Consider the following 23,559-nt stretch of genomic DNA (forward strand, 5'->3'; position numbering starts at 1 on the left):
CGGAGACACACCGTGCGCACACCCACGCTCGCCGCCCCGACCCAGTCGACCACCTCCGCGGGAACCGCCGTGCTCCTGCACACGGAACCCGGCCGCCCCCCTGCCCTCACCGGCGACCTCGACCGCGACCGGGGCCCCGTCGGCGACCACCTGGAGTCCACCGCGCGCCTGATCGAGGCCCTGCCGCCGCGCGTCGCCCGCAGCGCGGCCCAGCAGCGGGACGCGGCCGCCCTGCACGCCGTGGCGGACGCCCTGCGCCGACGGTTCCTCGCCGCCCACGCCGAGGGCGTCTACGCGGAACTCACCGACGGCCTCACCCGCCACCCGCGCCTGGACGAACTGACCTCCCTCGCCGCCGCCCGCTTCCCCGGCCTCGTCCCCACCGCCGCCCAACTCGCCGACGACGCACGGCACATGCAGCGCAACAAGGAAGGCTGGGAGGTCGCCCTCGGCACCTTCTTCCAGGCCGTCCTCAACGCACCGACGGCGGGCAACCACCTGCTGCGCTCCATGCTCCGCCCCACCGAGCGGGCCCGCGCCGCCCTCCTAGACTTCCAGCTCACCGGCCGCGCCGACCTCGGCATCGCCACCGTCACCCGCCAGGACGGCATCGCCCACCTGGAGCTGTGCAACGACGAGTTCCTCAACGCCGAGGACGACGCCGCCGTCGAGGCCCTGGAGACCGGCACCGACCTGGTGCTGCTCGACCCGGCCAGCCACGTCGGCGTGCTGCGCGGCGCCCCCCAGTCCCACCCCGCCCACGCGGGCCGGCGCGTCTTCAGCGCCGGCATCAACCTCACGCAGCTCTACCACGGCGACATCACGCTCCTCGGCTTCCTGCTGCGCCGGGAGGCCGGCTACATCGCCAAGTTCGTGCGCGGCCTGTGCCTGGACGACACGGCGGGGGAGGGCTGGTGGCCCGACGCCGACAAGCCGTGGGTGGCGGCCGTCGACGCCTTCGCCATCGGCGGCGGCATGCAGATCCTGCCCACCATGGACCGGGTCGTCGCCGCCGACGACGCCTGGTTCAGCCTGCCGGCCATGGAGGAGGGCCTGGTCCCCGGCCTCGCCAACATGCGGCTGCTGCACTCGACCGGCTCGCGGCTCTCGCGGCGCCTCGTCTTCTGGGGCCACAAGCTGCGCGCCACCGACCCCGAGGCCTCGCTGTTCGTCGACGAGACCGTGCCCGCGGACGCCATGGACACCGCGGTCCGCGCGGCGGCCGAACACCTCGACCACCCCGCCGTCGGCGCCAACCGGCGCATGCTCACCATGGTCGAGGAGCCCCTCGACCTGTTCCGCCGCTACCTCGCCCAGTACGCCTACGAGCAGTCCCGCCAGCTGCACAGCCCCGCACTGATCACCACTCTCGAGCGCACCTGGATCCACCGGAACCGGAAGACGAGCGGCGGCGGTCAGCGATGACGGTGCTCGACGCGCCCGCGCCGCACGCCGCCCCGCGGGCCCCGGCCGATGCCCGTACCGCACTGCGCCTGTACCGGGCGATGGTCGTCGGCCGCGCCTTCGACCGGACCGCCACCGCGTTCACCCGGCAGGGCCGGCTCGCCGTCTACCCCTCCTCGCGCGGCCAGGAGGCCTGCCAGACCGGCTCGGTGCTCGCCCTGCGGCCCACCGACTGGATCTTCCCGACCTACCGGGAGAGCGTCGCGCTGCTGACCCGCGGCATCCCCGCCGAGGACGTCCTCACCCTCTTCCGCGGCGACCGGCACTGCGGCTACGACCCGGCCGCCCACCGCACCGCCCCCCAGTGCACCCCGCTCGCGACCCAGTGCCTGCACGCGGCCGGGCTCGCCGACGCGGCCCGGATGCGCGGCGACGACGTGGTCGCCCTCGCCTACATCGGGGACGGGGCCACCAGCGAGGGCGACTTCCACGAGGCCGTCAACTACGCGGCCGTGCGCCGCGCCCCCGTCGTGTTCTTCGTCCAGAACAACCAGTACGCGATCAGCGTCCCGATCGCCAAGCAGACCGCGGCCCGCAGCCTCGCCGACAAGGCACCCGGATACGGCGCCACCGGCGTCCAGGTCGACGGCAACGACGCCCTCGCCGTGCACGCCGCCGTCACCGAGGCGGCCCGCCGCGCCCGCGCCGGCGCGGGCCCCACCCTCATCGAGGCGATGACCTACCGCCTCGAGGCCCACACCAACGCCGACGACGACACCCGCTACCGCTCCGCCGACGAGGTGGCCGCCTGGTCCGCCAAGGATCCGGTCGCCCGCCTCGAGCGGACCCTCCTCGACGACGGGGTGCTCGACGCCGCCGCCGTCGCCGAGACCGCCGCGTCCGCCGACGCGCTGACGGCCGCCCTGCGCCGGGACTTCGCCGAGCCGCCCCGCCGCGACCCGATGGAGATGCTCCGCCACGTCTACCACCAGCCGCCGCACCACCTGCGCGAGCAGGCCGCGCTCCTGGCCGGCGCGGCCGACGAGGCCGACGGGGCCGACGGGGACGGGGCCGCCGCGGCGCGAGGAGGAGAGCACCGATGACGCCGCCCACCGTCACCCTGGCCAAGGCCCTCAACACGGCCCTGCGGCACGCGATGCGCGAGGACGACCGCACCCTCGTCCTCGGCGAGGACGTCGGCACGCTCGGCGGCGTCTTCCGCGTCACCGACGGGCTGACCGAGGAGTTCGGCGAGGAACGCTGCTTCGACACACCGCTCGCCGAGTCGGCGATCATCGGTACCGCCGTGGGCATGGCCATGTACGGCTACCGGCCCGTCGTCGAGATGCAGTTCGACGCCTTCGCCTACCCCGCCTTCGAGCAACTCGTCAGCCACGTCGCCAAGTTCCGCTCCCGCACCCGCGGCGCCCTGCCGCTGCCGCTGACCGTCCGCATCCCCTACGGCGGCGGCATCGGCGGCGTCGAGCACCACAGCGACTCGTCCGAGATCTACTACATGGCCACCCCCGGCCTCACCGTCGTCACGCCCGCCACCGTCGCCGACGCGTACTCGCTGCTGCGCCGCTCCATCGCCTCCCCCGACCCGGTCGTCTTCCTCGAACCCAAGCGCCTGTACTGGCAGAAGGACGAGGTGGCGCTGCCCGTCGACACCGGGCCGCTCGGCTGGGCCGCGATCCGCAGGCCCGGCACCGACGCCACCCTCGTCACCTACGGACCGACCCTGCCCGTGGCCCTCGCGGCCGCCGAGGCCGCCGCCGAACACGGCCGCAGCCTGGAGGTCGTCGACCTGCGCACCCTGTCCCCGTTCGACGAGGACACGGTCGCCGCCAGCGTCCGCCGCACCGGCCGCGCCGTCGTCGTCCACGAGGCCCACGGCTTCGCCGGCCCCGGCGCCGAGATCGCGGCACGCATCACCGAACGCTGCTTCTACCACCTGGAGGCGCCCGTGCGCCGCGTCACCGGCCTCGACGTGCCCTACCCCGCCCCACTGCTCGAAGGCCACTACCTGCCCGACGTCGGGCGCATCCTCGACGCCGTGGAGCGCCTGGAGTGGCCCGCGACGCCCCGGACCTCGGGGGCCGCCGCGTGAACACCGCCGCGCACTGGTACCGCTGCCCCGTGCCCCGGCCGGACGCGCGGGCCCGACTCGTCTGCTTCCCGCACGGCGGAGGCTCCGCGTCCGCCTACTGGGGCTGGCCCGGCCTGCTGCCCGACACGGTCGAGCTGCGGGCCGCCCAGTACCCCGGCCACGCCGACCGCATCGGCGAACCCGCACACACCGATCTGCACGCCCTGGCCGACGCCGCCGCCGAAGCCCTGCTCCCGCTCCTCGACCGCCCCGTCGCCCTGTACGGGCACAGCCTCGGCGCCCTCGTCGCCCACGAGACCGCGCTGCGCCTGGTGGCCGCGGGGCACGCGCCGATGCGGCTGACCGTGTCCGGCATGCCGCCGCCGCACCGCGTCCGGCCCGGCACGGTCCACCTGGGCACCGACGCCGAGCTCCTGGCCGAACTGCGCCGCCTCGAAGGCGTCCCCGACGAGGTCCTCGCCCACCCAGACCTGCTGGACCTCGTCCTGCGCACCGCCCGCGCCGACTACGCGCTCGCCGAGACCTACACCCGGCGCCCCAGGCCCGTGCCCGCCCTGCCGGTGACCGTGCACCGGGGCCTGGCCGACCCCGAACTCACCGCCGAGGAGGCGGCCGGATGGGCCCTCGCGACCACGGGGGACGTCCGCCACCGCACCTTCCGCGGCGGCCACTTCCACCTGGCCGAGGAGCCCGCGCCCGTCCTCCTCGAGCTCGTCGACGACCTCGTCAGCGACATGTCAGCCCCGCGTCGGCGGACCGGGCCAGCCTGGACGGGGACCGCTGCACACGCGGTCCCGGCACAGCCGACCCGTCCAGCACGAGCAACCGGGAGACCGTCATGAGCAACCCCTTCGAGGACGCCGAAGGCACCTACCTGGTCCTGGTCAACCACGAAGCCCAGTACTCGCTGTGGCCGTCCTTCGCCGAGGTGCCCGCCGGGTGGACCGTCGCCCTTCCGGCGACCGACCGCGAGAGCGCCCTCGCCCACATCGGCGAGCAGTGGACCGACATGCGGCCCAAGTCCCTGGCCGACGCCATGGACGGGGCCGCGGCGTGACCTCGGCCGCGCTGCTCGACTCCCCGCGGGCCGCGCCCCTGCTGGCCACCTCCGACCTCCACGCCAGCCTCACCGACCCGGCCCTGACCTCGATGACGCTGCTCAACGAGATCACCGGCGACCACCCCGACGCCGTGTCCTTCGCCGCCGGCCGGCCCTACGAGGGCCACTACCGGACCGAGGCGCTCCACCGCCATCTGCGGCGCTACACCCGCTACCTGGAGCAGGAACGCGGCCTGGACGAGGAAGGGGTGCGCCGCACCCTGTTCCAGTACGGGCCCACCAAGGGGATCATCAACGAGCTGGTGGTGCGGCAGCTCCTGACGGACGAGGCCGTCACGGCCGACCCGGAGGCGGTGGTCGTGACCACCGGCTGCCAGGAGGCCATGGTCCTGCTGCTGCGGGCCCTGCGCCGCGACGCCGACGACGTCGTGTTCGCGGCCGTGCCGACCTACGTCGGGTTCACCGGCGCGGCCCGCCTCACCGAGACCACCGTCCGCCTGGTGCCCGAGGGCGCGGACGGCCTCGACCCCGAGGAGCTGGCCCGCGCCGTCGCCCGCGCCCGAGCCGACGGCCTGCGCCCGCGCGCCTGCTACGTCATCCCCGACTTCGCCAACCCGGGCGGCTCCCGGATGTCCCTCGACGACCGCAGGCGGCTGCTGCGGGTCGCCGAGGAGACGGACATCCTGCTGATCGAGGACAACCCGTACTCGATGTTCCACGACGGCCAGGGACGGCTGCCCACCCTCAAGTCCCTCGACACCGCCGGCCGCGTCGTCTACATCGGCTCGTACGCCAAGACCGCCTACCCGGGGGCCCGGATCGGGTACGTCGTCGCGGACCAGCCCGTCGCGCAGGGCGGACTCTTCGCCGACCAGCTCGCCAAGCTCAAGAGCATGTTCACGCTCAACACCTCGGCGCTGGCCCAGGCCGCGATCGGCGGACTCCTGCTCGAGCACGACTGCAGCATGGAACGCGCCTGCGCCCGCGAGGCCGCCGTCTACCGCCGCAACCTGCGCGCGCTGCTCGACGGCCTCGCCGCCCGCTTCCCGCGCGACGGCGACAGCGGCGTGAGCTGGAACGTGCCCGCCGGCGGACTCTTCGCCGTGGTGAACGTCCCGTTCGTCGCCGACGAGCAGGCCCTGGAGGAGTCCGCCCGCCGCTTCGGCGTGCTGTGGACCCCCATGCACCACTTCTACGCCGGCACCGGAGGGCTGAACCAGCTCCGGCTCTCCTGCTCCGTGCTGACCCCGCGGGAGATCGCCGTCGGCCTGGACCGTCTCGCAGCCCTGGTCGAGGCCCGCTCGGGCCGCACCTGACGTCCGCCCCCGCAGCCCCGCCACACATCAGCCGCACGTCAGCGTCGTGTCGGCGGCGCGCACCACACTCGTGCCCGGACGGTGCGGACCACCGGGCCGAGGTGTGCCCGGAGGAACCCAAGCCTCGGAATTCCGACTCAGGAGACACCCGATGACCATGCTCCAGCCCTCAGGCGCGCAGACCGCCGAGACCGCCGGCCGCGGGGCGGACGAGGCGGGAACCGTACCCCTGACCGAGGACCAGCTCGGCCTGCTCCTCCAGCACCGGGCCGATCCGGAGAACTCGCCCTACAACGTGCCGCTCGCCGTCGACCTGCGCGGCCCCCTCGACGTCCCCGCCCTGCAGGACGCGCTCGCCCGGCTCGTCGCCCGCCACCCGCTGCTGTCCGCGCGGGTCCGCGACGACGACGGCGACGGACTGCCCCGCCTCGACCTCGACCCGGCCCGCGCCCCGCGCCTGGAACGCCGCGACGCCCCCGGCGCCGCGGACGCCGCCGACCTGCTCGCCGAGGCCCGCCGCACCCTCGACCTGGAGGGCTCGGGTGTCCTGCGCGCCGTGCTCGTCGCGCACGGGCCCGAGCACCACACCCTGCTCCTCGTCGTGCACCACGTCGTCGTCGACGGCGAGTCCACCGGCCTCCTCCTCGCCGACCTCCTCGACGCGTACGAGCACGGAGAGGTCACCGGCCCGGCCCCCACCGGCTTCGGCGCCTACGTCACCGCCCGAGCCCAGGAGGCCGCCGCGCACCCCGACGCCGACGCGGCGTACTGGCGCGAGCGGCTGGACGGAGCCGACCTCACCGTCGACTTCCCGCTCGACACCCCGGGCGCGGACACCGTGCGCGAGGCGATGGTGCCGCTCGAGCTCGACACCGGCCTGTGGGAGGAGATCACCGGCTTCTCCCGCGCGCACCGGGCCGGCGCCGCCGCCGTGCTGCTCGCCGCCTACCTCAAGGCCCTCGGCACGTACGGCCGGCAGCAGGCGCCCACCGTCGGCGTGCCGCTCGGCGCCCGCACCGACCCGCGCTTCGACCGCACCGTCGGCTACTTCGTCCGCACGCTCCTCGTGCGCGCCCCGGCCCAGGAGCCGGAGCTGACCGCCGCCGGCTTCGTCACCGGCGTGCAGACCGAACTGGCCCGCGCCGTCGATCACGCTCGCCTGCCCTTCCCGCGCATCGCCCGCCTGGCCCCCGGCGGCGCCACCGCGGACCCGTTCAACTGCACCTTCGTCATGCACAGCTGGGCCGATCCGGGCACCGCCGCCGACGAGGGCGTCGCGCTGCGCGGCGGACTGCGCGCCCGCTGGCGCCAGGACGTGCCCACCCCCGGCCTCGGCCTGCTCACCCTGGAGCTGTACGAGGGCGGCGGCACGCTGCGCGGCCGGCTCAAGTACGACGCCACGCGCATCGAGGCGGCGACCGCCGAGGCGTTCGCCGACCATGTCACCGAACTGGCCCGGCAGTTGGTGCGCCGCCCGGACGCGGCCGTCGCCGACCTCGACGGGATCGGTCCGCGCGCCCGCGCCACCCTCGACTTCCTCAACGCCACCGACCACCGACTCGACGACACCGACATCGACACGCTGATCCGCCGGGCGGCCCAGGACGACCCGGACGCCGTCGCCGTCGAGTTCGGCGAGCGCCGCTGGACCCGCCGGGAACTGGACGCCCGGATCGAGGCGTACGCCACCGGGCTGAGCGCCCGCGGCGTGCGGCCCGGGGACCGGGTCGGCGTGCTGCTGCCGCGCACCGACGAGGCCGTCGCCGCGATGCTCGGCATCCTGCGCACCGGCGCCGCCTACGTGCCGATCGACGCCGCCCACCCGGAGGCCCGGCGCCGCCACATCGTCGACAGCAGCGGCATCCGGCTCGCCGTCGTCGACCCCGAGACGGCCCAGGCCTGTCCGGCCGGACCCGAGCGGGTCCCGCTGGACGAGCTCGCCCGGCCCGGCACGGCCGACGTACGAGGCCCCCGCCCGGGCGACGCCCTGCACATCCTGTACACCTCCGGCTCCACCGGCACGCCCAAGGGCGTCCAGCTCAGCCACCGCGCCCTGGTCACCGACGTCCTCGCCGCCGTACGCCACTTCGGCATCGGGCCGGACGACGCGATGCTGCTCAAGGCCCCGTTCACCTTCGACGTCAGCGCCCACGAGATGCTCGTCGCGCTGGTGTCCGGCGCCCGGCTGATCGTGGCGCCGCCGGACGCCGAGCGCGACCCCGACGTGATGGCCGAGGCCGTCGAACGCCACGGCGTCACCCTGCTGCACGCCGTCCCCTCCCAACTGCGGCTGCTCATCGAGGCGGACGCCTTCCGGCGCAACCGGACGCTGCGTACCGTCGTGTCCACGGGCGAGACGCTGCCCAACGAACTGCGCGCCGCGTTCGAGGCCGCGCACCCGGCCCGGCTGCACAACGCGTACGGGCCGACCGAGACCTCGTACTCCACGGTCTTCTCCTGGAGCCGGGACGAGGACGCCTTCTGGACCCGGCGCGCCGACGTGCCGATCGGGGTCCCCTTCGACAACATCCGCTGCTACGTGCTCGACGAGGCCCTGCGCGAACTCCCGCCGGGGGCCCCGGGCGAGCTGTGGATCGGCGGCGGCACCGTCTCCGACGGCTACGTCGGCGACCCCGAGCGCACCGCGGAGCGCTACCGCACCCTGGACCTCGGCCCGCGCACCGAGACCGTCTACCGCACCGGCGACCTGGTCCGGCTGCTGCCCGGCGGCGCGCTCACCCATCTGGGCCGGCTCGACGACCAGGTGAAGATCAACGGCAACCGGGTCGAACTGGGCGAGGTGCGCGGCGCGTTGATGTCGCTGCGCGAGGTGCGGGACGCCACGGTCCAGGTGTCCCGGCACGCCGGCGGCAGCCTGCAGATCGTCGCCCACGTGGTGACGAGCGCCGAGGTGACGCGGGTGCGCGCGGAACTGGCCCGGCTGCTGCCGTCCCACATGGTCCCCGCCCATCTCCACCGCGTCCCCGTCATCCCCGTCCTGCCGAACGGCAAGACCGACCGGCAGGCCCTGGCCCGGCTCGCGGCCCAGGGCGACCGGCCGGCCGAGCCGGCACAGCCCGAGACGGACACCGACATCGCACGGCCCGCACAGCACGTGAAGGACGCCGAGATCGCACAGCCCGTACAGCCCGTACAGCCCGTACAGCCCGCACAGCCCGTGACCCCCGTCGCGGCCACGGTCCCGTCCGCCCCCGCCGCGCTGCCCGCCGTGCGCGCCGTCTGGCGGGAGCTGCTGGGGGAGGCGCGGGACGACGCGCAGTTCTTCGAGGCCGGCGGCGACTCCATCCTCGCCATGCAGATGGTGTCCCGGCTGCGCCGTGAGGGCCTCACCCTGACCATGCGCGACATCTACCGGCACCCGGTCCTGGCCGCGCTCGCCGCCCACCTGGACGAGTCGGCCCCCGCACCCGCGCCGGTACCGTCCCCCGCCGCGACCACCCCGGCCACCGGCACCACCGCGCCCGCCGCGCCCCGCGGCGCCGCGTCACCGCTCGCGCCGGTGCAGTCCTGGTTCTTCCGGCACATCAGAACCGACGCCCACCAGTGGAACCAGTCGGTGCTCCTGGAGCTGAACCGGCCCGTCGACCCCACCGTGCTGCGCCTGGCCCTCCAGGCCGTCGTCGCCGCCCACCCCGCGCTCAGCGCCCGCTTCGAGGCCGGCGCCGACGGCGACCACGCGGAGGGCCGCATGATCGCCGCAGCCCCGTTCGCCGCGTACGAGCCCCGCGACGTGCTGCGCGAGTGCCAGGTGCACGACGACGCCGAACTCGACGGCGCCCTGGAGGACATCGAGGCGAGCCTCGACCCGCTCGACGGGGTGCACGTGCGGGCCCTGCTCGCGCACGACCACCGCCGGCCCGACAGCGACGGCCTGCTCCTCATCGCCGTCCACCACCTCGTCGTCGACGGCGTGTCCTGGCGCATCCTCCTGGAGGACCTGGAGCACGCGCTCACCTCCCTGTCCGACGGCGCCCTGCCCGCCCTGCCCGACGAGGCGTGCCGCTACGAGGACTGGGTCGCCTCCCTGCCCGCCGTCGCCGCCCGGCCCGGCGAGGCCGAGCACTGGCGTTCCCTCGCCGACGCCCGCGGCGCGGCGCAGAGCCTGCTGCTCACCACGCCCGCGCCCGACGAACGGGACATCCGCCGCGTCGAGTTCGCGCTCGACCCCGAGGCCACCGCCCGTCTCATCGGCCCGCTGCCCCGCCGCCTCGGCCTCCAGGTGCACCAGGTGATGACCGGCGCCTTCGCGCAGGCCCTCGCCCGCTGGCGCGGCACCCGCCAGGTGACCTTCGACGTGGAGACCCACGGCCGGCACGGCCGCGACGACCTCTTCCGCACCGTCGGCTGGTTCACCTCCATCCACCCGGTCGTGCTGGCCGCCGAACGCGCCCAGGACCCGGAGGGCTGGCTCGCCGAGGTCACGCAGGGGCTGACCGAGGTGCCGGAGGGCGGCGTCGGGTTCGGCGCGTGCCGCGAGTTCTCCGACGACCCCGCTCTGCGCACCCTCCTGCGGGCACTGCCGCCCGCCCTCGTCTGCTTCAACTACTACGGCCAGGCCGACCAGTTGAGCCCCAACGGCGGCTTCACCATGTCCGGCCGCCCCATCCCGCGCGAGCACTCCGCACGCTGCGAGCGCGTGTACGGCATCGAGGTGTACGGCATCGTCCACGGCGGCCGGCTGCGCATGGGGCTCACCTGGGTCCCGAGCCCCGCCGACGGCGTCGACGAGGCGGGCGTCGAGGCGCTCGTCGACCAGATGCGCTGGGTCCTCGCGACCCTCGCCGGCGCCGACCCGCAGGACGTGTCCGCCGCCGAGATCGCCGCCCCCGGCCGCCCCGTCGCCCCCGCCCGCAACACGCCCCGCAGCGCCGTCGAACGGGAGGAGGACGACCTGCCCCGTGCCGTCCTGCCGATCGAGGCCGAGGAGCGGGAGACGGTGCCGGTCACGCCTCAGCAGCACGGCCTGCTCCTCGACGCCCTCGCCCACCGCGGCACCGGCCGCTACGTCGAGCAGCTGTACTGGCGCTGGTACGGCGCCCTGGACACCGAGCGCTTCGCCGCCGCGTGGCGGTCCGTGTTCGAGCGCGAGACGGTCCTGCGGGCCGCCTTCGACTGGGACGAGGACCCCCGCCTCGTCCTGCACGAAGGCGTCACCCCCGAGATCGTCCGGCACCCCGCCGGCACCGTCGACTGGGACGAACTCCTCGAGCGGGACCGGGAGCGCGGCTTCGACCTGCGCGAGCCCGGCCTGCTGCGCGCCACCCTCGTCGACGACGCGGCCGCCGACGGCCCGGACGCCGACGGCGCCCCCTCGACCCGCGTCCTGATCACCTTCCACCACGTGCTCCTGGACGGCTGGAGCGTCTCCGTCCTGCTCCAGGAGTTCTACCGGGCCTACCTCGTCGGCGGCGACCTGCCCGGCAGCGAACGGCGCCCCGACATCCGCGACTACGCGCGCTGGCTGGCCGAGCAGGACACCGCGCCCGCCCGGGAGTTCTGGTCGGCGGCCGTCCCGTCGGCCGCCCCGGCCGTGCGGCCCGCCCTGCCCGGCCCCGCGACCGAGGAGCACGGCTGGGGCCGCGCCGAGGTCCGCATCGAGCGGTCCGAGGCCGACCGGCTGCGCGCCTGGGCCGCGGCCCGCGCCGCGACCGAGTCCAGCGCCCTCCAGGCCGTGTGGGCCCTGCTCCTGTACCGCGCCTCCGGAGCGGACGGCGTCGCCCCGGTCGGCTTCGGCGTCACCGTGTCCGGCCGCGGCATCCCCCTCGACTCGATCGAGCGGCTGCCCGGACTGCTCATGAACTCGCTCCCCATGACCATCCAGGTCGACCCCGCCCACACCGTGCCGCGGCTGCTGACCGAACTGCGCGACCAGGCCCTCGACATGGCCGCCTACGAATGGGTGTCGACCGGACAGATCCACGAGTGGAGCGGGCGCCGGGCCGACGAGAAGCTCGTCGAGAGCCTCATCGTCTTCGAGAACTACCCGCGCTCCTCCGACGACCTGGAGGCGGCCCTCGCCGCGCACGACATCCGCGTCGAGCTCCCCGAGGCCGCCGGATCCCAGACCGCGTTCCCCGTCACCCTGCTCGCCCACCGCGACGTGGACGGCAGCCTCGTCCTCACCGCCGTGCACGACCGCGGCCGGATCGCGGACCGGGACGCCGGCCGCCTCGTCGCCCAGTGCGCCCGCCTGCTGCGCGAGCTGCCGGACACCGCCGACGACGCGACCACGGTCGGGGACATCGTCGCCGGCCTGGACGCCGCCGACCTGCCCCGCATGGCCGAGCGCGCCGAACCGGGCACCGACGAGGCCGGCGGCGCGCACGTCACCTGGCCCGAAGGACCCAGCACCCGCCTGGTGAAGGAAGCCTGGGAGGCCGTCTTCGGCAGCGAACCCCTCGACGCCGGAGCGCACTTCTTCGAAGCCGGCGGCCACTCGCTCCTCGCGATGCGGCTGCTGCGCGAGATCAACACCCGATCCGGACGCACCCTGCGTCTCGACGAACTCCTCGCCCACCCCAGGGCGGGACAGATCGCCGGGCTGCTCGGCCGGGACCCCGGAGACGACGACGCCACTTCCCCCCGCGGCGTCCTCGTCCCCCTGCGTCCCGCCGGGCAGCCCGGTGCCACCACCGTCTACCTCGTCCACCCGCCGGGCGGCCAGGTCGCCTGCTACGCGCAGCTCGCCCACTGCTACGAGGGCCCCGAGGCGCTCGTCGGCATCCGCGACCCGCGCGTCGACGAACCCGAGCCGCGCCACCTCACCGCCGAGCAGCTCGCCGACCACTACGTCGAGGCCCTGCGCCCCGCGCTCGACGCGGGCGAGCGGATCGTCCTGGGCGGCTTCTCCGGCGGCGGCGTCATCGCCTACGAGATGGCCCGGCTGATCACCGCCGAGGGCGGCCGGCCCCCGCTGGTCCTCCTCGTCGACGCGGGCGCGCCCGACGGCGAACTCACCGACGCCGACGCCGAGGGATCCTTCGCCAACCAGCTGCGGGCCGTCGCCGAGGGCCGCACCCCCGCACCGGACGCCGAGGGCCCCGGCGCACGCCCGGCCGGAGCGACCGCCGGCGCGGACGCCGACCCGCTCGCCGAACCGGACGGCTCCGCCTCCTACCTGAGCGAGATCGCCCAGATCGCCGACTGGATGCGCGGCGACGGCGGCGGCGACCCGGTCGCCCTCATGCGCGACAGCGTCGAGGCCGTCCAGCGCTACCGCCCCCGGCCCTACGACGGCCCCGCGACCGTGCTGCGCGCGGGCGACACCGGCTTCGGCAAGGGCACCGAGTACGACGAGAGCGACCGCTTCCACGCACGGCCCGGCCTCGGCTGGGAGGACCACGTCGAAGACCTGTCCATCCGGGTCGTACCGGGCAACCACGTGACGATGCTGACCGGCGACAACGTCCGCCGCCTGGCCCGCATCCTCGCCTCCGCCGTCCGCCGCTGACGCCGCGCGCACCGAACCCAGGGAGAGCACCGAACATGACCACGCCCCGCCGGCGCATCACGCTCGCCGGCATCATCGACGGCCCCGGCGGCCACGTCGCCGCCTGGCGCCACCCGTCGACCCAGGCGGACGCCCAGCTCGACTTCGAGTTCCACAAGAAGAACGCGCAGACCCTCGAACGCGGCCTGTTCGACGCCGTGTTCATCGCCGACATCGTCGCCGTGTGGGGCACCCGCCTGGACTCGCTGTGCCGCACCTCGCGCACCGAGCACTTCGAACCGCTGACCCTGCTCGCCGCCTACGCCGCGGCCACCGAGCACATCGGCCTGTGCGCCACCGCGACGACCACGTACAACGAACCGGCCCACATCGCGCGCCGCTTCGCCTCTCTCGACCACCTCAGCGGCGGCCGCGCCGGCTGGAACGTCGTCACCTCCGCCGCCCCCTGGGAGTCCGCGAACTTCGGCTTCCCCGAGCACCTGGAGCACGGCAAGCGCTACGAGCGGGCCCAGGAGTTCATCGAGGTCGTCAAGGCGCTCTGGGACAGCGAGGGCCGCCCGATCGACCACCACGGCGCGCACTTCGACGAGAGCGGACCGCTCGACGTCGCCCGCCCGCCGCAGGGCCGGCCCGTCATCATCCAGGCCGGGTCCTCGCCCGTGGGCCGCGAGTTCGCCGCCCGCCACGCCGAGGTGATCTTCACCCGGCACAACACGCTCCCCGACGCCCAGGCCTTCTACTCCGACCTCAAGGAACGCGTCGCCGCCCAGGGCCGCGACCCCGAGAAGGTCCTCGTGTGGCCCACCCTCGCGCCGATCGTCGCCGCCACCGAGACCGAGGCGAAGCAGCGGCTCCAGGAGCTTCAGGACCTCACCCACGACCACGTGGCGCTGCGCACCCTCCAGGACTTCCTCGGCGACGACGTCGACCTCAGCACCTACCCGATCGACGGCCCCGTGCCCGACATCCCGTACACCAACCAGTCCCAGTCGACGACCGAGCGGCTCATCGGCCTCGCCCGCGCCGAGAACCTTTCGATCCGCGGCCTCGCCCTGCGGCTCATGGGCGACATCGTCGTCGGCACGCCGGAGCAGCTCGCCGACCACATGGAGAGCTGGTTCACCGGCCGCGGCGCCGATGGCTTCAACATCGACTTCCCGTACCTGCCGGGCTCCGCCGACGACTTCGTCGACCACGTCGTGCCCGAACTCCAGCGCCGCGGCCTGTACCGCACCTCCTACGAGGGCGGCACGCTGCGCGAGAACCTCGGCCTCGACACCCCCGCGCCGGCCCGCGCCACCGACGTCCCCGCAGGAGCCACCGCATGAGCGCCCCGATTCTCGCCGGCCGGATCGACACGCACGCCGACGGCGCCACGTTCGACACGCTCACCGCTGTCGCCCGCGCCGCGGAGGCCGCCGGCTTCGACGCCCTGATCCTCGACGACTCGACGCGGCCCGCCGCCGGGCCCGGCCGCTTCGAGGCCACGACGCTCGCCGCGGCGCTCGCCGCCCGCACCGAGCGCATCGGCCTGATCGTCTCCGCGCTCCCCGCCGACCAGGCGCCCTACCACGTGGCCCGCATCGTCGCCTCCCTCGACCACCTCGGCCGGGGCCGCACCGGCTGGCTCGCCGGCACCGGCGACCCCGAGGGCCGGACCGCCGAACTGATCGACGTCGCCCGCGGGCTGTGGGACAGCTTCGACGACGACGCCTACGTCCACGACCGCGCCGACGGCCTGTACTGGCGCCTCGACGCGATGCACCGCCTCGACCACCAGGGTCGCCACTACGACGTCGCCGGCCCCCTCAACGTGGCCCGCCCGCCGCAGGGCCACCCCGTCGTCGCCGTGTCCGGGCCCGCCCTGGCCGCGCACGCCGACCTCGTCCTGCTCGACGACCCGGCCGACGTGCCCGGCGTCCGCGACCGGGCCCCCGGCGCCAAGATCCTGCTGACCACGCCCGCCGGCGCCGGGGACCTCCTCGCCGCCTCGGGCGCCGACGGTCTCGTCGTCGACCTGCGCGACGCCCGCGACCCGGAACGCGTCACGGCCGCCGGAGTCTCCGGCCGCCCGCACGCGCCGACCCTGCGCGCCCGGCTCGGACTGCACCGCCCCGCCGGCCGGTACGCCGACGCCGCCGTCACCGCCACGGCCTGACACTCCGTCCGCCCTGCCCTTTGGAGAACCATGTCCTCTCGCCTGTTCACCTCGGAGTCCGTCACCGAGGGCCACCCCGACAAGATCGCCGACCAGATCAGCGACACGATCCTGGACGCCCTGCTGCGCGAGGACCCCGCCTCCCGCGTCGCCGTCGAGACCCTGATCACCACCGGCCAGGTCCACATCGCCGGCGAGGTCACGACGAAGGCCTACGCGCCGATCGCCCAGCTCGTGCGCGACACGATCCTGGACATCGGCTACGACTCCTCGGCCAAGGGCTTCGACGGCGCGTCCTGCGGCGTCTCCGTCTCCATCGGCGCCCAGTCGCCCGACATCGCACAGGGCGTCGACACGGCGTACGAGAAGCGCGTCGAGGGCGACGACGACGAGCTGGACCAGCAGGGCGCCGGCGACCAGGGCCTGATGTTCGGCTACGCGACCAACGAGACGCCGAACCTGATGCCGCTCCCGATCGAGCTGGCCCACCGGCTCTCGCGCCGGCTGACGGAGGTCCGCAAGGACGGCACGCTCCCGTACCTGCGCCCCGACGGCAAGACCCAGGTCACCATCGAGTACCGCGGCAGCCGCCCGGTCCGTCTCGACACCGTCGTCGTCTCCTCCCAGCACGCGCCCGACATCGACCTGGGCTCGCTGCTCACCCCGGACATCCAGGAGCACGTCGTCGAGCACGTCCTGGCCCGGCTCGCCGAGGACGGCATCAAGCTCGAGACCGACGACTACCGCCTGCTGGTCAACCCGACCGGCCGCTTCGAGATCGGCGGCCCGATGGGCGACGCCGGCCTCACCGGCCGCAAGATCATCATCGACACCTACGGCGGCTACGCCCGCCACGGCGGCGGCGCCTTCTCCGGCAAGGACCCGTCCAAGGTCGACCGCTCGGCCGCCTACGCGATGCGCTGGGTCGCCAAGAACGTCGTCGCCGCCGGCCTCGCCGAGCGCTGCGAGGTCCAGGTCGCGTACGCGATCGGCAAGGCCGAGCCCGTCGGCCTCTTCGTCGAGACCTTCGGCACCGGCCGCGTCTCCCAGGACCGTATCGAGCAGGCCGTCCGCGAGGTCTTCGACCTGCGCCCGGCCGCGATCATCCGCGACCTCGACCTGCTCCGTCCGATCTACGCCCGGACGGCCGCCTACGGACACTTCGGCCGCGAACTGCCCGACTTCACCTGGGAGCGGACCGACCGCGCCCAGCAGCTCAAGCTGGCCGTCGGTGTCTGACCGGGGCGCTCGGCCCGACGGGAGTGCTCGCGTGCGCACAGCGGTGACCGGATCGATCGCCACCGACCATCTGACGGTCTTCCCCGGCCGGTTCGCGGACCAGCTGATCCCCGATCAGCTGGACCACGTCTCCCTGTCGTTCCTCGTCGACAGCCTCGACGTGCGACGGGGCGGCGTTGCCGCCAACATCGCCTTCGGCCTCGGCGGCCTCGGTCTGAGCCCGCTGCTGGTCGGCGCCGTCGGCGCCGACTTCGGCGAGTACGAGGTGTGGCTCAAGGAGCACGGCGTGGACACCGGCGGTGTCCACGTGTCGGCCGAACGGCAGACCGCCCGCTTCATGTGCACCACGGACCGCGACGCCAACCAGATCGCCTCCTTCTACACCGGGGCGATGGCGGAGGCCCGCGAGATCGACCTCACCCGGCTGCCCGTACCCGCCGCCGAACTCGACCTGGTCGTCGTCGCGCCCAACGACCCGGACGCGATGCTCCGGCACACCCGCCAGTGCCGCGAACTCGGCCTCGCCTTCGCGGCCGACCCCTCCCAGCAACTGGCCCGGCTCGACGGCCCGCAGACCCGGCAGCTGGTGTCCGGGGCACGCTGGCTGTTCACCAACGAGTACGAGGCCGCGCTGCTGTGCGAGCGGACCGGATGGACCCGCGACGAGGTCCTGGATCACGTCGGCACCTGGGTCACCACCCTCGGCGAACGCGGCGTGCGCATCGAGGCAGAGGGCCGCCCCGCGCTGACCGTGCCGGCCGTCCCCGACGTCCCGGTCACCGACCCGACCGGCGTCGGCGACGCGTTCCGGGCCGGTTTCCTCGGCGCCGTCTCCCGCAGCCTGCCGATCGAGACCGCCGCCCGCCTCGGCTGCGCCGTGGCCGCCCTCGCCCTCGCGGCCGTGGGCTCCCAGACCTACCGCGCGGACGGCGCCGCACTTCTCGGCACGGTGACCCGGACCTACGGGGCCGCCGCGGCCGGACCGCTCACCGACTGGCTCGGAGACCTGTCATGACGCCCGCATCCGATCCCCGAGCCCGCGTGGCCGCCCTCAGGGACGCCCTCGCCACCCGTGTCGTGGTGGCGGACGGCGCCATGGGGACGATGTTGCAGGCGCAGGACCCTTCGTTGGACGACTTCCAGCAGTTGGAAGGCTGCAACGAGATCCTCAACGTCACGCGCCCGGACATCGTGCGTTCGGTGCACGAGGAGTACTTCGCGGTCGGTGTGGACTGTGTGGAGACGAACACGTTCGGTTCGAACCACACGGCGTCGAGCGAGTACGACATCGCGGACCGGATCGTGGAGCTGTCCGAGGCGGGCGCGCGGATCGCGCGTGAGGTCGCGGACGAGTTCGCGGCGAAGGACGGCCGGCAGCGGTGGGTGCTGGGCTCGATCGGTCCGGGCACGAAGCTGCCGTCGCTGGGTCACATCGACTACGCGACGATCCGTGACGGCTATCAGCAGAACGCCGAGGGCCTGCTCGCCGGCGGCGCCGACGCCCTGATCGTCGAGACCACCCAGGACCTCCTCCAGACGAAGTCCAGCCTGATCGGTGCCCGGCGGGCGATGGACGCCCTGGGTGTGTCCGTGCCGCTGATCTGCTCGCTGGCGTTCGAGACGACCGGTGTGATGCTGCTGGGCTCGGAGATCGGCGCCGCGCTGACCTCCCTCGAACCGCTGGGCATCGATCTGATCGGCCTGAACTGTTCGACGGGTCCGGCGGAGATGAGCGAGCACCTGCGCTATCTCGCCCAGCACTCCACGACGCCGTTGATGTGCATGCCGAACGCGGGTCTGCCGATCCTGACCAAGGACGGCGCGCACTTCCCGCTGACCCCGGTGGAGATGGCGGACGCGCAGGAGAACTTCGTCAACAGCTTCGGCCTGTCGCTGGTGGGCGGTTGCTGCGGTTCGACTCCTGAGCATTTGCGTCAGGTCGTGGAGCGCGTAAGGGAGATGACGCCGCCCGAGCGTGCTCCGCAGCCCGAGCCAGGCGCCTCCTCTCTCTATCAGACGGTGCCGTTCCGGCAGGACACGGCGTACATGGCGATCGGTGAGCGGACGAACGCGAACGGGTCGAAGAAGTTCCGTGAGGCCATGCTGGAGGGCCGTTGGGACGACTGTGTGGAGATGGCGCGCGACCAGATCCGTGAGGGCGCGCACATGCTCGACCTGTGTGTGGACTACGTGGGCCGTGACGGTGTCGCGGACATGGAGGAGCTGGCCGGCCGCTTCGCGACGGCATCCACCCTCCCGATCGTGCTGGACTCGACCGAGGTCGACGTCATCCAGGCAGGTCTGGAGAAGCTCGGCGGGCGTGCGGTCATCAACTCGGTGAACTACGAGGACGGTGACGGTCCGGAGTCGCGCTTCGCGAAGGTCACCCGGCTCGCGAAGGAGCACGGCGCGGCGCTGATCGCGCTGACCATCGACGAGGAGGGCCAGGCCCGCACCATCGAGAACAAGGTCGCCATCGCCGAGCGGCTCATCGAGGACCTGACCGGGAACTGGGGCATCCGCGAGGCCGACATCCTCATCGACTGCCTCACCTTCACCATCTGCACGGGCCAGGAGGAGTCGCGCGGCGACGGCATCGCCACGATCGAGGCGATCCGCGAGCTGAAGAAGCGTCACCCGGACGTGCAGACCACCCTCGGCCTGTCCAACATCTCCTTCGGCCTCAACCCGGCCGCCCGCATCCTGCTCAACTCGGTCTTCCTCGACGAGTGCGTGAAGGCGGGGCTGGACTCGGCGATCGTGCACGCCTCCAAGATCCTGCCGATCGCCCGCTTCGACGACGAGCAGGTCAAGGTAGCGCTCGATCTGATCCACGACCGGCGTGCAGAGGGTTATGACCCGTTGCAGCGGCTGATGGAGCTGTTCGAGGGCGCCACCACCAAGTCCCTCAAGGCCGGCAAGGCCGAGGAACTGGCGGCGCTCCCGCTGGACGACCGCTTGAAGCGCCGCATCATCGACGGCGAGAAGAACGGGCTCGAAGCCGACCTCGACGAAGCCCTGGCGGACACCCCGGCCCTCGACATCGTCAACAACACCCTGCTCGACGGCATGAAGACGGTGGGCGAACTGTTCGGCTCGGGGCAGATGCAGTTGCCGTTCGTGCTGCAGTCGGCCGAGGTGATGAAGAACGCGGTGGCCTATCTGGAGCCGCACATGGAGAAGTCGGATGCTGAGGGCAAGGGCACGATCGTGCTGGCCACGGTGCGTGGCGACGTCCACGACATCGGCAAGAACCTCGTCGACATCATCCTGTCGAACAACGGCTACAACGTCGTCAACCTGGGCATCAAGCAGCCCGTCTCCGCGATTCTGGACGCGGCCGAGGAGCACAAGGCCGATGTGATCGGCATGTCGGGGCTCCTGGTCAAGTCGACCGTGATCATGAAGGAGAACCTCCAGGAGCTCAACCAGCGCAAGCTGGCCGCCGACTACCCCGTCATCCTCGGCGGCGCGGCCCTGACCCGCGCCTACGTGGAGCAGGACCTGCACGAGATCTACGAGGGCGAGGTCCGCTACGCCCGGGACGCGTTCGAGGGCCTGCGTCTGATGGACGCTCTGATCGCGGTCAAACGCGGTGTCCCCGGGGCCACGCTGCCCGAGCTCAAGCAGCGCCGGGTGCCGAAGAGGGAGCTGCGGCTGGAGGAGCCTGTGAGCGTCGGGCGTTCCGACGTCGCCGTCGACAACCCGGTCCCGCAGCCGCCGTTCTGGGGCACCCGCGTCATCAAGGGCATCCCGCTCAAGGACTACGCCTCCTGGCTCGACGAGGCCGCCCTGTTCAAGGGGCAGTGGGGACTCAAGGGCGACACCATCGAGCGCGAGGGCCGGCCCCGGCTGCGGATGTGGCTGGACCGGCTGCGCACCGAGAACCTCCTGGAAGCGGCCGTCGTGCACGGCTACTTCCCGTGCGTGTCCAAGGGCGACGACCTGATCATCCTCGACGAGTTCGGCAACGAGCGGACCCGCTTCACCTTCCCGCGCCAGAGCCGCGGCCGCCGTCTGTGCCTCGCGGACTTCTTCCGTCCGGAGGAGTCGGGCGAGACGGACGTCGTCGGCCTCCAGGTGGTCACCATGGGCTCGAAGATCGGCGAGGCCACGGCCGAGCTGTTCGCCTCCGACTCCTACCGCGACTACCTCGAACTGCACGGCCTGTCCGTCCAGTTGGCCGAGGCCCTCGCCGAGTACTGGCACGCCCGCGTCCGCTCCGAGCTGGGCATCGCCGGAGCTGATCCCACGGCGCTCGACGGCATGTTCCGCACCGAGTACCAGGGCTGCCGCTACTCCCTCGGGTATCCGGCCTGCCCGGACCTGGAGGACCGGGCCAAGATCGCGGACCTGCTCCGGCCCGAGCGGATCGGGGTCGTCCTCTCCGAGGAGTTCCAGCTCCACCCCGAGCAGTCCACGGACGCCCTCGTCCTGCACCACCCCGAAGCGAGCTACTTCAACGCCGGAGGACGCCCGTGAGCACCCTGCGCGACACCCTGGCGCGCGGCACCCGGACCTTCTCCTTCGAGTTCTTCCCGCCGAAGACCGCCAAGGGCGAACAGACCCTGTGGCAGGCCGTGCGCCGCATCGAGGCGCTGGCCCCCGACTTCGTGTCCGTCACCTACGGGGCCGGCGGCTCCTCCCGGGACCGGACGATCGACGTCACCGAGCGCCTCGCGACCGAGACGACCCTGCGCCCGGTCGCCCACCTGACCGCCGTCGGACACTCGGTGGCCGAGCTGCGGCACATCATCGGCCGGTACGCGGACGCCGGGGTGCGGGACGTGCTGGTGCTGCGGGGCGATCCGCCCGGTGACCCCAAGGGGCCCTGGACGCGGCACCCCGAGGGCCTCAACCACGCCTGGCAGCTTGTCGAACTCGTCCGCTCGCTGGGCGACTTCAGCATCGGCGTCGCCGCGTTCCCGGAGAAGCACCCGCGCTCGGCGGACTGGGACAGCGACATCCGCCACTTCGTCGCCAAGTGCCGGGCCGGCGCCGACTACGCGATCACGCAGATGTTCTTCGACGTGGAGGACTATCTGCGGCTGCGCGACCGGGTCGTGGCCGCCGGCTGCGACGTGCCGATCATCCCGGAGATCATGCCGGCCACCGACGTCCGGCAGATCCGCCGTTTCGCCGAGCTCTCCGACGCCGCGTTCCCCGAGGACCTGGCCCACCGTCTCGAAGCCGCCCGGGACCGGCCCGACGTCGCTCACGAGATCGGCGTCCACCACGCGACCCTCATGGCGGACCGGCTGCTCGCCGAAGGCGCGCCCGGCCTGCACTACATCACGCTCAACAAGTCCACGGCTGCCCTGGACATCCACCGCAACGTACTGAGCTCGAGGAGCCTCCATGTCAGCTGAGTTCACCGACTTCAAGGTCGCCGACCTCTCCCTCGCGGCGTTCGGCCGCAAGGAGATCACCCTCGCCGAGCACGAGATGCCCGGCCTGATGTCGATCCGCAAGGAGTACGCGCAGGCCCAGCCCCTGGCCGGCGCCCGGATCACCGGCTCCCTGCACATGACGGTCCAGACGGCCGTCCTCATCGAGACCCTGGTCGCCCTCGGCGCCGAGGTCCGCTGGGTCTCCTGCAACATCTACTCCACCCAGGACCACGCCGCCGCCGCGATCGCCGCCGCCGGCATCCCGGTCTTCGCCTGGAAGGGCGAGACGCTCGAGGAGTACTGGTGGTGCACCGAGCAGGCCCTGACCTGGCCCGGCCACGCGGGTCCGAACATGATCCTGGACGACGGTGGTGACGCCACCCTGCTCCTCCACAAGGGCGTCGAGTACCAGAAGACCGGTGAGCTGCCCGAGGCGTCCAACGACGAACTCGCCGTAGTGCGAGCCCTGTTGGAGAACAGCTCCCTGGACTGGACCCAGCTCGCCTCGGAGATCCGCGGCGTGACCGAGGAGACCACGACGGGTGTCCACCGTCTGTACGAGATGCACCGTGACGGCACTCTGCTGTTCCCGGCGATCAACGTGAACGACGCGGTGACGAAGTCGAAGTTCGACAACAAGTACGGCTGCCGTCACTCGCTGATCGACGGCATCAACCGTGCCACGGACGTCCTCATCGGTGGCAAGACGGCTGTCGTGTGCGGTTACGGCGATGTGGGCAAGGGCTGCGCGGAGTCGCTGCGCGGCCAGGGCGCGCGGGTGATCATCACGGAGATCGACCCGATCTGCGCGCTGCAGGCGGCGATGGACGGCTACCAGGTCACGACGCTGGACGAGGTCGTCGACAAGGCGGACATCTTCGTCACCACGACCGGCAACAAGGACATCATCATGGCCGCCGACATGGCCAAGATGAAGCACCAGGCGATCGTCGGGAACATCGGTCACTTCGACAACGAGATCGACATGGCCGGTCTCGCGAAGACCCCCGGGATCGTGAAGGACGAGGTCAAGCCGCAGGTCCACACCTGGACCTACCCCGACGGCAAGGTCCTCATCGTGCTGTCCGAGGGCCGCCTGCTGAACCTGGGCAACGCCACCGGCCACCCGTCCTTCGTGATGTCGAACTCGTTCGCGGACCAGACGCTGGCCCAGATCGAGCTGTTCACCAAGCCCGAGGAGTACCCGACCGACGTCTACGTGCTGCCCAAGCACCTCGACGAGAAGGTCGCCCGCCTCCACCTCGACTCCCTCGGCGTCAAGCTCACCCAGCTGCGCCCGGAGCAGGCCTCGTACATCGGCGTCGAGGTCGAAGGCCCGTACAAGCCCGACCACTACCGCTACTGAGCACCGACCGACTGATCGGACACGCCAGTGGGGCCGCCCGGAAGG

Annotated in this window: 14 protein-coding genes; all 14 read left to right on the top strand. The window is 73.2% G+C overall.

The window, feature by feature from the left end:
* Positions 1–12: 12 nt before the first annotated feature.
* A complete protein-coding gene (locus IAG42_RS36465; protein ID WP_223206489.1) occupies positions 13–1,425 on the top strand; it encodes an enoyl-CoA hydratase/isomerase family protein in 1,413 nt (470 codons plus the stop codon).
* A complete protein-coding gene (gene pdhA, locus IAG42_RS36470; protein WP_188341905.1) occupies positions 1,422–2,507 on the top strand; it encodes a pyruvate dehydrogenase (acetyl-transferring) E1 component subunit alpha in 1,086 nt (361 codons plus the stop codon). The genes IAG42_RS36465 and pdhA overlap by 4 nt, the downstream gene beginning before the upstream one ends.
* Entirely contained in the window at positions 2,504–3,514 is a 1,011-nt protein-coding gene (locus tag IAG42_RS36475) for an alpha-ketoacid dehydrogenase subunit beta (RefSeq protein WP_188341906.1), read from the top strand. The genes pdhA and IAG42_RS36475 overlap by 4 nt, the downstream gene beginning before the upstream one ends.
* Positions 3,475–4,356 carry a thioesterase II family protein gene (locus IAG42_RS36480; protein WP_223206490.1) on the top strand — a complete coding sequence of 294 codons (882 nt, stop codon included), beginning with the start codon at positions 3,475–3,477 and terminating at the stop codon, positions 4,354–4,356. The genes IAG42_RS36475 and IAG42_RS36480 overlap by 40 nt, the downstream gene beginning before the upstream one ends.
* Positions 4,353–4,571 carry an MbtH family protein gene (locus tag IAG42_RS36485; RefSeq protein ID WP_188341907.1) on the top strand — a complete coding sequence of 73 codons (219 nt, stop codon included), beginning with the start codon at positions 4,353–4,355 and terminating at the stop codon, positions 4,569–4,571. Before IAG42_RS36480 ends, IAG42_RS36485 begins: the two co-directional genes overlap by 4 nt.
* Positions 4,572–4,663: 92 nt before the next feature.
* Positions 4,664–5,890 (top strand): aminotransferase-like domain-containing protein, encoded by a 1,227-nt coding sequence (locus tag IAG42_RS36490; RefSeq protein ID WP_188342041.1) that lies wholly within the window; start codon positions 4,664–4,666, stop codon positions 5,888–5,890.
* Positions 5,891–6,041: 151 nt separating this feature from the next.
* Positions 6,042–13,361: a non-ribosomal peptide synthetase gene (locus tag IAG42_RS36495; protein WP_188341908.1), complete on the top strand. Its 7,320-nt coding sequence runs from the start codon at positions 6,042–6,044 to the stop codon at positions 13,359–13,361.
* A 35-nt stretch (positions 13,362–13,396) separates the two neighbouring features.
* Positions 13,397–14,689: an LLM class flavin-dependent oxidoreductase gene (locus IAG42_RS36500; RefSeq protein ID WP_188341909.1), complete on the top strand. Its 1,293-nt coding sequence runs from the start codon at positions 13,397–13,399 to the stop codon at positions 14,687–14,689.
* On the top strand, positions 14,686–15,519 hold the full coding sequence (locus tag IAG42_RS36505; RefSeq protein ID WP_188341910.1) for an LLM class flavin-dependent oxidoreductase: 834 nt from the start codon (positions 14,686–14,688) through the stop codon (positions 15,517–15,519). The genes IAG42_RS36500 and IAG42_RS36505 overlap by 4 nt, the downstream gene beginning before the upstream one ends.
* 30 nt (positions 15,520–15,549) lie before the next feature.
* Positions 15,550–16,758 (top strand): methionine adenosyltransferase, encoded by a 1,209-nt coding sequence (gene metK, locus IAG42_RS36510; protein ID WP_188341911.1) that lies wholly within the window; start codon positions 15,550–15,552, stop codon positions 16,756–16,758.
* Between the two features lie 31 nt (positions 16,759–16,789).
* Positions 16,790–17,773: a carbohydrate kinase family protein gene (locus tag IAG42_RS36515; protein ID WP_188341912.1), complete on the top strand. Its 984-nt coding sequence runs from the start codon at positions 16,790–16,792 to the stop codon at positions 17,771–17,773.
* A complete protein-coding gene (gene metH / locus IAG42_RS36520; RefSeq protein ID WP_188341913.1) occupies positions 17,770–21,240 on the top strand; it encodes a methionine synthase in 3,471 nt (1,156 codons plus the stop codon). Before IAG42_RS36515 ends, metH begins: the two co-directional genes overlap by 4 nt.
* A complete protein-coding gene (gene metF, locus IAG42_RS36525) occupies positions 21,237–22,127 on the top strand; it encodes a methylenetetrahydrofolate reductase [NAD(P)H] (RefSeq protein WP_188341914.1) in 891 nt (296 codons plus the stop codon). The genes metH and metF overlap by 4 nt, the downstream gene beginning before the upstream one ends.
* Complete coding sequence (gene ahcY, locus IAG42_RS36530) at positions 22,117–23,514, top strand: adenosylhomocysteinase (RefSeq protein ID WP_188341915.1); 1,398 nt, start codon at positions 22,117–22,119, stop codon at positions 23,512–23,514. The genes metF and ahcY overlap by 11 nt, the downstream gene beginning before the upstream one ends.
* The last annotated feature ends 45 nt before the right edge of the window (positions 23,515–23,559 follow it).

Source organism: Streptomyces xanthii, from assembly GCF_014621695.1.
GTDB lineage: Bacteria > Actinomycetota > Actinomycetes > Streptomycetales > Streptomycetaceae > Streptomyces > Streptomyces xanthii.